Origin of the sequence: Mycolicibacterium vinylchloridicum (assembly GCF_013404075.1) — a bacterium.
Classification (GTDB): domain Bacteria; phylum Actinomycetota; class Actinomycetes; order Mycobacteriales; family Mycobacteriaceae; genus Mycobacterium; species Mycobacterium vinylchloridicum.
The window spans coordinates 26,908-39,141 of sequence record NZ_JACBJQ010000014.1; the positions used below are offsets into that span (position 1 = coordinate 26,908).

At 64.2% G+C, this 12,234-nt stretch carries 10 protein-coding genes; 7 read left to right on the forward strand and 3 right to left on the reverse strand.

The features are described 5' to 3' along the window. The first annotated feature begins 10 nt into the window (after nucleotides 1-10). Nucleotides 11-664 carry a hypothetical protein gene (locus HPC46_RS13890; RefSeq protein ID WP_179470707.1) on the forward strand — a complete coding sequence of 218 codons (654 nt, stop codon included), beginning with the start codon at nucleotides 11-13 and terminating at the stop codon, nucleotides 662-664. Here the strand turns inward: HPC46_RS13890 and HPC46_RS13895 are convergent. Further along, nucleotides 661-1,968 carry an NtaA/DmoA family FMN-dependent monooxygenase gene (locus tag HPC46_RS13895; RefSeq protein WP_179470709.1) on the reverse strand — a complete coding sequence of 436 codons (1,308 nt, stop codon included), beginning with the start codon at nucleotides 1,966-1,968 and terminating at the stop codon, nucleotides 661-663. The genes HPC46_RS13890 and HPC46_RS13895 overlap by 4 nt on opposite strands. Nucleotides 1,969-2,150: 182 nt before the next feature. Here HPC46_RS13895 and HPC46_RS13900 point away from each other — a divergent pair, with 182 nt between their 5' ends. Together HPC46_RS13900 and HPC46_RS13905 are read left to right on the forward strand one after the other, a co-directional pair. Then, nucleotides 2,151-3,464, forward strand: coding sequence for an NtaA/DmoA family FMN-dependent monooxygenase (locus HPC46_RS13900; RefSeq protein WP_179470711.1), 1,314 nt, complete (start codon nucleotides 2,151-2,153; stop codon nucleotides 3,462-3,464). Between the two features lie 134 nt (nucleotides 3,465-3,598). Beyond that, entirely contained in the window at nucleotides 3,599-5,227 is a 1,629-nt protein-coding gene (locus tag HPC46_RS13905; protein ID WP_179470713.1) for an ABC transporter substrate-binding protein, read from the forward strand. A 55-nt stretch (nucleotides 5,228-5,282) separates the two neighbouring features. On the opposite strand, the gene HPC46_RS13910 is transcribed toward HPC46_RS13905, so the two are convergent. Both HPC46_RS13910 and HPC46_RS13915 read right to left on the reverse strand, forming a co-directional pair. Beyond that, a complete protein-coding gene (locus HPC46_RS13910) occupies nucleotides 5,283-5,783 on the reverse strand; it encodes a flavin reductase family protein (protein ID WP_179470715.1) in 501 nt (166 codons plus the stop codon). Next, nucleotides 5,780-6,265, reverse strand: coding sequence for an NADPH-dependent FMN reductase (locus HPC46_RS13915; RefSeq protein ID WP_179470717.1), 486 nt, complete (start codon nucleotides 6,263-6,265; stop codon nucleotides 5,780-5,782). Before HPC46_RS13915 ends, HPC46_RS13910 begins: the two co-directional genes overlap by 4 nt. A gap of 202 nt (nucleotides 6,266-6,467) precedes the next feature. On the opposite strand from HPC46_RS13915, the gene HPC46_RS13920 reads away from it, so the two are divergent. From HPC46_RS13920 to HPC46_RS13935, 4 genes are all read left to right on the forward strand, one after another. After that, entirely contained in the window at nucleotides 6,468-7,784 is a 1,317-nt protein-coding gene (locus HPC46_RS13920; protein WP_179470719.1) for an NtaA/DmoA family FMN-dependent monooxygenase, read from the forward strand. Between the two features lie 112 nt (nucleotides 7,785-7,896). Beyond that, nucleotides 7,897-9,168: an MFS transporter gene (locus tag HPC46_RS13925; RefSeq protein ID WP_179470721.1), complete on the forward strand. Its 1,272-nt coding sequence runs from the start codon at nucleotides 7,897-7,899 to the stop codon at nucleotides 9,166-9,168. Further along, nucleotides 9,165-10,448 carry an MFS transporter gene (locus tag HPC46_RS13930; protein WP_179470723.1) on the forward strand — a complete coding sequence of 428 codons (1,284 nt, stop codon included), beginning with the start codon at nucleotides 9,165-9,167 and terminating at the stop codon, nucleotides 10,446-10,448. Before HPC46_RS13925 ends, HPC46_RS13930 begins: the two co-directional genes overlap by 4 nt. Before the next feature lie 147 nt (nucleotides 10,449-10,595). Beyond that, nucleotides 10,596-12,194 carry an ABC transporter substrate-binding protein gene (locus HPC46_RS13935; RefSeq protein ID WP_325096662.1) on the forward strand — a complete coding sequence of 533 codons (1,599 nt, stop codon included), beginning with the start codon at nucleotides 10,596-10,598 and terminating at the stop codon, nucleotides 12,192-12,194. Nucleotides 12,195-12,234 lie beyond the last annotated feature (40 nt).

Genomic DNA, 12,234 nt, shown 5'->3' on the forward strand with positions numbered 1-12,234 from the left:
TCCTGGCCAGGTGGGGATGATTTTCCGGCTACTGGAGCTACTGATCGTCATCGTGCCGGTCATCGGGGCGCTCTATGCGGCCTTCCGGGGAATCTCCGCGCTCACCAAACGGCAGAACGACGCCGGACAAGAGCCTGTTGCCATCCGGGACGAGCCGAAAAGTCAAGCGGCGCAGTGGCGCACCATCACCCGGGTGATCGACGAACACAACCGCACCGATACCCGATGGCTGGACTACGAGCTCGACGTCGCCAAGCTGCTCGACTTCCCGGCAATGACCGACATGCGTGATCCGCTCACCGTGGACTTCCACCGGGCCAAGCTGCGGGCTGATCTGCTGCGGCCGGGAAAAGCCGAGGATCTGCTCGGAGACCCCGAGGCGGCGCGGCAGTATCTCGACGCCGTCGAGTCCTACGTGACCGCGTTCGACGCCGCGGAGAACGAGGCCCGGCGGCGCGGGCGTAGCGACTTCTCCCGGCAAGAGCAGCAGCGAATGACCCGCGCCCAGAGCCTGCTGCGGGTGGCCGCCGACGGTGGTGCCACCCAGCAGGAGCGGGAACGGGCTTACGACCTGGCCTGCGGCGAACTCGACGGACTCTTGGTGTTGCCCGACCGGACTCGGGCGGCGTTGGAGCGGGGGATCGCGGGGGAGCTCGACGATTAGAACGCCAGCAGATTCTCGCGCAGGGTGTCGTATTCGTACGATTCCCGCACGACGCCGAGATCACGCAGCGCGGGCACCAGCCCCTCGGTGATATCGGTGACGTAGCGCCGGCTCAGGTGCTGTAGCGGGGTGGTCAGCAGGAAGCCATCCCCGCCGACCGCATCCATCGCGTCGGCCATCTTGGCAGCGACGTCGGCGGGTGTCCCGACCAGGGGCAGGCAACTAGCGAACCCTGTTGCGGTGGTGGCGAGTTCACGCAGTGTCTTGCCGCTGCCGGCCTGCATGAACTTGTTCAGCGAGCCCTGCTCACCGTTGGTGGTCAGTGGGGGCAGTTCCTCGTCGAGCGGGAACGTCGAGAAGTCGATATCGGTCACGGTCGAGATCATGCCGAGCTGGCTGGTGATGAACGCGTCGGTGTTGACCATCTTGTACCGCTTGGCCTCCGCGTCCTCCGCGCTGTCGCCCAGCACCGGCGTCACCAGGAACATCACCTTGATGTCGTCGGGATTGCGGCCGGCTGCCTGCGCGCGGCCGCGGATGTCTTCGCGGTAGTCGATCATGCCGTCGATGCCTTCGGCGATCGCCACGATCGAATCCGCCGTCTCGGCCGCGAACTGGCGTCCCCGCGGAGAACCTCCGGCCTGCAGGTAGACCGGGCGCCCCTGCGGCGTTCGCGGAACATTGAGCGGTCCGCGTGATTTGTAGAACTTGCCGACGAAGTTGACCTCGTGGACCTTCGTATGGTCGACATACGTCCCGGACTCCCGGTCCATGACCACCGCGCCCTCGTCCCAGGACGCCAGTAGCTTGGTGACGACTTCGACGAATTCGTCGGCCATGTCGTAGCGCACCTGTCGCGGGGGCAGCGTGTCGAGCCCGACGTTGTGGGCGGCCTGCTCCTCGCCGGAGGTGACGATGTTCCATCCGAACCGGCCGTCGGAGAGGTGGTCGAGGCTGGCGATCAGGCGGGCGAGGGTGAACGGGGGATACGACAGGATCGAGGCCGTGGCGATCACACCGAGCTTCCTCGTCGCCTTGACGACGGCCCCGGCAAGCACGGTCGCATCCAGCTTGGGCACCTGCAGCGCATGTTTCAGTGCCGCCTCGCTGGAGTTGCCGAACGCGTCGGACACCATCAACGTGTCCTCGATCATCAGGTAGTCGAAGCAGGCGCCCTCCAGCATCTGGGCCATCTCGATGTGGAAGTCGGCATTCGCCCATGACGAATTGACCCGGTCGAACGGGTTCAGCCATTGCGGCGGAGCGTAATTCATGAACCACCCGAGATGCATCTTCTTCGCCATGACAGTGACTTCACCCGCAGGCGATTTCCGCATGGTGGCGCGTCTCGAACATCCGTATTACGCGGGTGGCCTAGCCCGTGGTGCAGCTCACGGTGTGCCCGCCAGCGTAATGAGCGCGGAACCGAAGGAGCTCATCGGTCGAAACATCCGCCAGTCACATTGGGCGCCAAGGAGGTTTGAGCATGTTTCATCTTGGTTGGTTCATGGGCAGCGGCTTCAGTGTGCAGACCTGGGCGCTCGATCCGTGGGCGGGCAGCACCGGCCACGACTGGATGCGGGGTGACTTGTTTGTCGATCTTGCCGCCTCCCTGGAGCGGGCGTGCTTCGACTACCTGCTGGTCGAGGACACCAGCATGGTCGAGGATGCCTACGGCCGATCGATGGAAACAACCCTGAAGTACGGGATGCTGGCACCCAAATGCGATCCGGTCCCGCTGATTCCGCTGCTGACTCAGCGCACCAGGCACATCGGCATCGCCGTCACCTTGTCGACGAGCTTCTATCACCCATTCATGGCGGCGCGGACGATGACGACGCTGGATCACCTCACCGAGGGCCGGGTCGGGCTCAACGTCGTCACGGGCAGCTCGTCGCGCGCCGCTCAGCAGTACGGCTACGACGATCTGATGCTGCACAGCGAGCGCTACGAGATGGCCAAGGAGTGGATGGAAGCCGTTGGTGCGCTGTGGGACTCATGGGAACCTGGAAGCGTGCTCGTTGACCAGGAAACGCCGCGGTACGCCGATCACACCAAGGTGCACACCGTGGACTTCGATGGCAAGTACTTCCGAACCAGGGGTCCGCTCAACACCATTCCGGGACCGCAGCGTCGTCCGGTCATCGTGCAAGCCGGTGCCTCGCCGGCGGGGCGGGACCTGGCGGCCAAATATGCGGAATCGATGCTGGCCCACGGCACCAGCATCGAGTCGATGAAGGCGTTCCGGCTCGATATGCACCGCCGGATGCGCGAGTACGGCCGCGACCCGAGCACGCTGAAGATCCTGTTCCTGATCGACCCGATTCTGGGGGACACCGACCGCGTCGCGCAGGCCCGCGAAGAGGACATGAAGGCCGCACGATGGAGTGAGCACGCCATCCAGAAAGCGTTGTGGGGACTCAGTTATACGTCGGGCGGCGAGTTCGACTTCTCTACCTTCGACCTCGACGAGGAAGTTCCCGACGTATGGGGCAACGGCGAGACCAGCACCCTGCGCACCTTCATCGAGGGCGCCCGCGGAAAGACGTTGCGGGAAGCCATCGCCACCGTCGACACCCACGCGGGACTGGCGTTCGTCGGGTCACCCGACACCGTCGCGGCGAAGATGGGCGAAGCGATGGAGGAGGTGGGCGGTGACGGCTTCCTGCTCTCTCCGACGGTGACCCGGCGCAACATCGCCGAGATCGCCGACGGTCTTGCGCCGGCGCTGCGCAAGCGTGGGCTGATCCGCGACGGCTATCCACACAAGACCTTCCGTGAAAATCTGCTGGACTTCTAGCCGCCGTGACACCCGCGTAATACCAGAGGCATTGCGGTGAAGCGGCTGCGTCACGCAACGCCGATTTACTCCTGGCCAAGGCACGTCAGCGAATGCCGTGTGGTCTGGTCCGCAGCTGAGCCGAGGAGACATTCGTGCACAACAACGCAAGCCAACGCAGCACCCCCGCAACGTGGGACCGCCGTACCTTTCTCAAGGCCAGCGGACTCACCGTCGGTGGAATCAGTCTGGCGTCACTGATCGCCGCCTGTGGTGGCGGAAGCGGTGGGGTCGGCGCTGGCTCCGGCGGGGACACGCTGACGTTGCGCATGCCGTTCATGGCTGACATGCAGGTCCCCGACCCCGACATCATGTACGAGGGTGAGGGCGTGCAGGTCATGGAGTCGGCCTACGAGGGGTTGGTTCGGTATCAACCGGGCAGCGCCGATTTCATCCCGGGGCTGGCCAAATCCTGGACGGTCTCACCGGACGGGCTGGTGTATACGTTCATGCTCCAGCCCGGAGTGAAGTTTCACGACGGCACAGTTGCCGACGCGCAGTCCTGGGTCACGAGCTTCGAGCGTCGAGCCAAGATCAACCAAGGGCCGGCGTACATGGTGGCCGGGGTGGCGAAGGCCGAGGCGCCGGATGCGACCACGTTCGTGGTCACCCTCAAAGAACCCAACAACGCGTTTCTGCACTATCTGGCTTGCCCCTGGCAGCCTTTCGCTGTGAGCCCCAGCGCCGTGGCCAAGAACGCCGTAGGCGATGACCTCGCCCAGGAGTGGCTCAAGACCCACGACGCCGGCACAGGGCCGTATGTGTTCAAGGAATTCGTCGCCGGAAGCCATTACACATTGGAGGCGTTCGATGATTACTGGGGCGGGAAGCCGCCGTTCAAGACCATCCGGATCGAGATCACCCCGAGCGTCTCGACGCAGAAACTGCAGTTGGACTCCGGTGCCTTCGACATGGTGACCAAGGGATTCGCGGTCGCCGATGTCCTCGACTACGAGAAGAACCCACAGTTCAGTGTGGTCAATGCATTTGGTGGAGTCGGCGAAGCGGTGTGGCTGAATCCGACGTCCGGCATATTCGCCGACAAGGCGCTGCGCAAGGCCGTGCTCACCGCGCTGGACCGCAACGCGATCGTCGACACCGCGTGGGGTGGGCTGGCCCAGGCCCAGAAGGGCCAATGGCCGGATCGGACCTTCCCCAGCGATCTGGCGCCCTTTCCCGGCGCGGTGGACACCGCTGCGCTCAAGGCGCTCGCCCCGTCGCTGGCGTCGAAGAAGATCGATCTGGCCTGGAGTTCAGACGGTGGCGCACCACGTCAGCAGATGGCCGAACTGATCCAGACTCAACTGGCTGCCGTCGGACTGGACGTCACCGTGCGGGAACTGCCGGTGGCCGAGCAATTCGACCTGGCCAATCAGCCACCCGACAAGCGCCCCGACATCATGGTTTGCTTCCTCGGCGGTGATGCCCTGCACCTGGACACCACGTTTCGCATCTTGCTCCGCACCGGCGCCAAACCGCTGAATTTCTACCAATACTCCAATCCTGAACTAGACAGAATGATGGACGAGGCGGTCCGGCAGCCCACACCGGAGAAAATGAACGCGATCTATCAGCAGATCAGCGTGATGCTCCTCGACGAGGCCCTCTTCATCCCGCTGTGCCTGCCGCCCAACTCGACGATCTCGCACAATTACATCACTGGGGTGCAGAGCAATTCGTTCTTCCCGCAGATCTTCTGGCCGCAGGCGCTGCACCGGACGTGACCGGCGTTGGCCGGGGGTGGTTCGGCGGGTGAGCCGACCACCCCCGCGGGCAACGTCAGCCCGCAGCCGCCAGACCGTGAAAACCGCTGCGATGGAACACCATCGGCGTCACATCGGGGTGTATGGCCAGCGACATGATCTTCAACACCACGATCTCGTGGTCGCCGGCCTCGACCCGCTGGTGGGGTGTGCATTCCAGCCACAATGTCGATCCGTGCACGAACACCGCACCGGTGTCGGTGGCCAGCCAGTCGACCTCACCGAAGCGGTCGCCGGTCTTCGCCGAAAGGGCGCGGGCCACCGTGCCGTGGTGGCCGGCCAGGACCGACAGCCCGAGCCGGTCCAGCTTCGCCAGCTTGGGCCATGTGGTCGAGGTGTTGGCCACACATACCGACACCAGCGGGGGGTCCAGCGACACCGACGTGAACGAGCTGGCCGCCATTCCCTCGGGCACCCCGTCGACAAGACCGCAGAACGCGGTGACCCCGCTGGGGAAACAGCCGAACGCCTGCCGCAGCAGCGTCTGATCGAACCGGTCGTCGGTGGCCCCGATCATGACGGCACCGCCGAGGTGTAACGGCGCGCGACCTCGAGCCACTTCTCCAGATCAAGCGAGGTGTCATAGTCGGAATCCAGCAGATACAGACTCGGCGCCGGACAACTCGCCCCGATCTCGACCAGGACCGGGCGCAAGGTGAGTTCGGGTGCCAACGCGTGCAGATAGGAACCGCCGAGCATCATCGGGAAGGTCGTGACACCGCCGAGCTCACCCTGGCCGAACTGGTCCAGGAACAACTTGAGTAGCCCGGTGTAGGTGGCCTTGAACGTAGGGCTGGCGACCACGAGGAGGTCGGCCGACTTCACCAGTTCTTTGGCCTCGGCGACCTTGGGATCGCCCCAACCCAGCAGGGCAGGGCCCAGGTCGACGACATCGATCACGTGTGCGGGTGCCGAACCGGTGAGCTTGTCGACCACCAACTCGGCGGCGGCCCTGGTTCGTGACATTGGCTTGGGATTTCCTACAACCACGACAGTCATTCTTCGAGTCTGGGCCGCCGACGTGTCGGGTACCGGTGCCGGGCGTAAACCTTGTATTGCGCGGCGAGGTTCGATCGGCCCCGCGGTGCGTAATGGCGCCCAAAGTCGATGGCCGCGTAATGGTCTTGCTACCGAAGGGAATCGGACGCGACATCGAGTCGTCGTTTGATGTGATCTGCGCCGACCTGACTAGGAGATCGAGATGACCGAGAAGTTCCATCTGGGCTGGTTCATGAATTTCATTCCGCCGGAATGGGATACCGCCTGGGCGTCACCGGATGTGGCGCGCTGGCCCAACGGCCGGTTCTATGTCGACATGGCTCGGGCGATGGAGCGGGCGTGTTTCGATTTCATCATGATCGAGGACACCGTGATGGTGGCCGATGCCTACGGCGGCACGATGGAAGGCTCGCTGAAGAACTCGGTGTTCGCGCCGAAACATGATCCGGTCCCGCTGGCCGTTCTCATCGCCGCGAACACCTCGAAACTGGGTGTGGTGGCGACGATGTCGACGTCGTTTTATCCGCCGTATCTGTTGGCGCGGTTGGCCTCGACGGTGGATTCGATTGCCGAGGGTCGGTTCGGGTGGAACATCGTGTCGTCGGCTGAGGATCGGGCGGCGCAGAATTTCGGGTTGGAGGGGTTGCCCGAGCATGACGAGCGTTACAACGTTGCCGATGAGTATTACGACTTGGTGTGTGAGTTGTGGGATTCCTGGGATGCCGACGCGGTGGTGATGGATCGCGAGTCGCATACGTATGCCGATTTCAAGAAGGTTCGTACGGTCGATTTCGTCGGCAAGTATTTCAAGTCCCGCGGGCCGTTGAACACGGTGCCCTCACCGCAGCACAAGCCCACCATCCTGCAGGCGGGCGCCTCGCCGCGGGGACGTGGCTTCGCCGCTCGTGCGGCCGACGCGATCGTCGCGGTGGGCACCGGAATTGCCGGCATGAAGGAATATCGGGACGACATCCGGGCCAGAGCCGCAGCAGCCGGACGTAATCCCGACGACATCAAACTCATGTTCTGTGTGTCACCAACGGTCGCGGCCACCGAGGCCGAGGCCCGCGCCGAGATGGACCGGCTGGTCTCGCTGGACTCCTACATCGAGAAGTCGCTGGCCGGCATCTCGTCCAACACCGAGATCGACTTCAAACAATTCGACTGGGACGAGCCGCTGCCGGAGGGATTGACGACCAATGGTGAGCGCGGCTCACTGGAACACTTCATGCGCGGTGATGGCACACCCGGCCCCAAGACATTGCGCCAGCTGGCGATCGACTGGGCCACCACCGGTGTGGAATTCATCGGCACACCGCAGCAGGTCGCCCGCAAGATGGGCGAAGCGATGGAGGAGATCGGTGGTGACGGCTTCCTCATCATGAAGCCGGGTTGGGACCTCAACCGAAACTACATCGCGTCCATCACCGACGGGCTGGTGCCGGAGTTGCAGCGACTTGGTCTGACCCGCACCGAATACACGGGCTCTACGTTGCGGGAGACGCTGCGCGAGTTCTGAACTCCCGGTGGCGCAATGCCCTGGGAACCGGACGGATTCGGCCCCGTCATCGCCACTGGCTAGCGTGCCGAGAGGACAGGTGTTCCGCCTGCCCGTGTGGTCGAGGAGAGCAATGACAGCAGACGGGGCCTCGTCACTCTCGGTGGCGCAGCGAGCCGAGGTCCAGCGGCACACGCTGACCGTTCTGGTCACCGGTCAAGTGGTCGGTGCCGCCGCACTGGGAGCCGCGATCACCGTCGGGGGATTCGTGGTGGAGCACATCGTCGGCGTCGGATCGGCTTGGATCGGTGCGTCGACCGCGGCGGTCACCGGTGGTTCAGGGGTGATGGCACAGGTCCTTTCTCGGATCATGCATCGCTGCGGCCGTCGGGTCGGCATGCAGCTCGGCTACGGGCTGGCAACGGTTGGCGGAATCATTGCCTGTGTCGGAGTGGAAGGTTCGGTGCTCTGGGTGTTTCTGCTCGGTCTGTTCTGCTACGGCGCCGGGCCGTCGACGAACCTGCTGGCCCGATACGCGGCAACTGATCTGGCACTGCCCGATCAACGGGGCCGGGCAATGGGCCTGATCCTGTTCGCGTCGACCTTCGGCTCGGTGTTCGGCCCCACGTTGGTGGTGCCGGCCGAACATCTCGGCAGCTCGTGGTTCGGCTTGGGTATCTACGCGGGACCCTGGTTGTTCAGCTCCTTCTTCTTCGCCTGTGCGGCAGTGAATGTCGGGTGGCGATTGCGACCGGATCCGTTGCTGGTCAGGGTGGCCGAAGAGCCATTGACTACGCCGGAAGGCACAGTGCGTCTGCGGAATTCGCTCGGCGCGATCAACCGATCAGCTCCAGCGCGGCTGGCGTTGGTGGCCATGGTCGTCGCCCAGGCGGTGATGGTGGGCGTGATGGCCATGGCCCCGATCGACATGAAACACCATCACCACGAGGCGATCAGCTCATTGGTGGTGGCAGTGCACATCGCCGGTATGTTCGCGTTCAGTCCGCTGGTGGGCCGGTTCGCCGACCGCCAGGGACGACTGGCGGCGGTAGGCACCGGGATGGTCGTGTTGCTGGCCGCCTGCGGCGTGTCGATTTTCGCCTCGGCCAGCGTCGCTCTGATGTTCGCGGCGATGTTCGCGCTGGGAGTCGGTTGGTGTTTCGCCCTCATCGGTGGGTCGAGCCTCTTAACCGACAACGTCCCGGCCGCCCTCACCGTCCCTGTGCAGGGCACCGCCGATCTGACGACCGCACTGTGCGGCGGCGCGGCCAGCGTGGTGTGCGGACTGGTCATGGGACAGTGGGGTTTCGCGGCCGTCGCCCTCGCCTCGGCCGTGCTGACCGTGCCCGTACTGGTTGGGGTCGTCCGTCACCATCGCAGCGCGCTCGGCCCGGCTGCCGGATGACCGCCGACGATCTGGTCGCTGTCGGGCAGACCGCCGGCGATCCAACGCGATTGCGCTCGCTCATCCGAGTGCCCGGCTACCCCAACCTGTTCGTGAGCTCGCTGCTCTGGCACACCACCCGCTGGGGCGGGTTGTTCACCACCAGCTATCTGCTCACCGCCATCGCCGACGACCCGATCCTCAACCAGATCATGGGTGCCCTGTTCTTCGCTCCCATGCTGATCGGCGGCTTCTTCGCCGGTGCGATCAGCGATCGGTTCGAACGCAAGCGGCTGGTGCTGGTCGTGCAGCTGCTGCTCATTCCGGTCGAGGCGCTGATGTTCGTGGTGGTGCTCACCGGTCAGGTCGAGGTCTGGATGACCTACCCATTCATGTTCTGCGTAGGCATCGGTGGGCTGGTCAACGTAACGGCGCAGCGCCCGCTGATCTACGAAACCGTGGGCCCGGTGCTGGCAAGTCAGGCAATGACGATCGAAGCCACGTCACAGGCTGGGTCGGCGATGTTCGGAACCTTGATCGGCGGCATGCTGATCGAGACGTTCGGCCTCAGCGCGGGTTTCGCCGGTATGGCGCTGCTGTTGTGCGTCTCGGCAGTACTGCTGGCCTACGTCCCACAACCCAAATATGCCGCGGCCGCGAGGGAGCAGGCCGGACAGATATCGTTGCGAAGCCAGATCGCCGCGGGCGCAGGACTGCTTCGGCGCAGTCGGCGATTCGTCGCGATGCTGGCGATCACCGTGGTGATGAACCTCTGCCTGTTCGGGTATCTACCGTTGATTCCGGTTGTGGCAGAGGAATTCACCCGAAGTGCGGCGCTGGCGGGAGCGCTGGCTGCGGCGCCCGGTCTTGGGCAGATCATCGCGGGGCTGATCCTCAGTGCCAGGCCGCTGCGCAGGCACGGCCTGGTGTTCGCGTGTGGGTCGGCGGTGGCGCTGACGGGCTTGTTCGTCTTTGCCACCGTACCGCTGCTCGCCGTGGCATTCGTGGCGCTGTTCATCGGTGGTCTGGGCCAAGCGGGATTCGGGTCGATGCAGAGTCTGCTTGCAATCGAGTCCGCGGGAGCCACCGAGCGCGGGGTGGCTCTCGGATTGCTCAGCACGGCGATCGGTGCGCTGCCCATCGGAATGACGACGATCGGCATTGCCGCCGAATTATTCGGCACCAGAATGGCGTTGGTCACATCGTCGATGGTGGGCATGGTGGCCCTTGGCGTCATCGCACTGCGCAGCCGCCGATCGCTGCTGGGCGTAGACCCGAGCCGCTCCGGGTTACAGTCGTGATTCATTCAGGACACCTGGCGCAATAGAAAACGTACGGTGCCGACCCCGGCTTGTCACACCGCGAGGGTTTCATCGATGACACGAGGCCGTGCGCCGCCGATTGCCGCCGCGCCGTCGATTCCGGAACTCATTCGACGAGGAGGCACTGTGGCGCGCGCATCTATCGATCTGAACCGTCGCACATTTCTCAAAGCGAGCGGTGCCACACTGGGTGGCCTGACGCTGGCCCAATTGATCGCCGCCTGCGGCGGAAATGCCACGGTGGATGGCCAGCGTAACCTGACTCTGCGCATGCCCTTCGGGCAGGACATGCAGGTACCCGACCCCGACATCATGTACGAGGGCGAAGGCGTGCAAGTCATGAAGTCCTGCTACGAGGGCCTGGTCGACTACAGGTCGGGCACCTCGGAGATCGTTCCGGCTCTGGCGAAGTCCTGGACGGTCTCCGAGGACCAGCTGACGTACACGTTCTCGTTGTTCCCCGGGGTGACGTTCCACGACGGCACTCCGGCTGATGCCGCGGCGTGGGTGAAGAGCTTCGAGCGCCGCCTCGCAGTCAACGAGGGCCCTGCCTACATGGTGCAGGGGATAGCCAGATCCGAAGCCCCCGATCCGGCGACCCTGGTGGTCACCCTCAAGGAGCCCAATAATGCGTTCCTGCACTACGCGGCCTGCCCGTGGCAGATGTTCGCGGTCAGTCCGACCGCCGTCGAGACCCACGCTGCCGGAGGCGATTTGGCACAGGGCTGGCTCAAGACCCACGATGCCGGCACGGGCCCCTATGAGATGACCGAGTTCGTCCCCGGCAGCCACTACACCCTGACCCGCTACGACAAATACTGGGCGGGCAAGCCGTACTTCGAGACCATCCGCATCGAGATCGTTCCCGAGATAGCCACGCAGAAGCTACAACTCGACCAGGGGGCTTTCGATCTCGTCGCGCACGGGTTCGCGCTGCCAGATGTGCTGAACTACGAAAAGAACCCGAAATTCACCACAATCAACACCCTGGGTTCGACCATCATCGTGCTCTGGATGAACTTCAGTGCCGGCAAATTCGCGGACAAGAATCTGCGCACCGCGATGATGACCGCCCTCGACCGCTCCGCCATCGTCGGGACCGCCTACCAGGGAACTGTGGAGGTGGCCAAGAATTTCTGGCCGGAGAACACCTTTCCCGCCGGCCTGGTGCCGTTCGACACGCCGGTCGACATCGGTCCGCTGCAGGCCATGGTGCCGCAGTTGCCGGACAAGAAGATCGATCTGGCCTGGGTCACCTCGTACGGGGCGCCCGCCCAGCAGGTCGCCGAACTGATCCAGACCCAGTTGGCGCCGACCGGGCTGGACGTCTCGGTGCGGGCGATGCCCAGCGCGGAGTCATTCGACCTGTGCAACCAACCAGCGGACAAGCGGCCAGACCTGATGGTCGCCGGCATCGGCGGCGATGCGCTGCACCTGGACACCGTGCTGCGCATCTTCCTGCGGACAGGGGCCAAACCTCTCAACTACTTCCAGTACGGCAGTCCCACCGTCGACCGGATGATGGACGAGGCGATCCTCGAGCCGACAGTCGACAAGACCAACCAGGACTACATCGCAGTGAGCAAACTGATCATGGACGAGGCGCTGTGGGTCCCGCTGTGCCGGCGACCCGACAACACGGTCACGCAGAAGTACATCGACGGTGTCGTCCAAAACTCCTACCTGCCTTACATCTTCGATGCAGACGCGATCAAACGTGCCTAAGCCGGGCAGTGCTGCCGTGTTGTCCGAACGTTCAGGGAAG

Coding starts and splice junctions, on each gene's coding strand:
- HPC46_RS13910 (WP_179470715.1), bottom strand. CDS start 5,783: ATGATCGGGGCCACCGACGACCGGTTCGATCAGACGCTGCTGCGGCAG.
- HPC46_RS13915 (WP_179470717.1), bottom strand. CDS start 6,265: ATGACTGTCGTGGTTGTAGGAAATCCCAAGCCAATGTCACGAACCAGG.
- HPC46_RS13895 (WP_179470709.1), bottom strand. CDS start 1,968: ATGGCGAAGAAGATGCATCTCGGGTGGTTCATGAATTACGCTCCGCCG.
- HPC46_RS13930 (WP_179470723.1), top strand. CDS start 9,165: ATGACCGCCGACGATCTGGTCGCTGTCGGGCAGACCGCCGGCGATCCA.
- HPC46_RS13920 (WP_179470719.1), top strand. CDS start 6,468: ATGACCGAGAAGTTCCATCTGGGCTGGTTCATGAATTTCATTCCGCCG.
- HPC46_RS13900 (WP_179470711.1), top strand. CDS start 2,151: ATGTTTCATCTTGGTTGGTTCATGGGCAGCGGCTTCAGTGTGCAGACC.
- HPC46_RS13925 (WP_179470721.1), top strand. CDS start 7,897: ATGACAGCAGACGGGGCCTCGTCACTCTCGGTGGCGCAGCGAGCCGAG.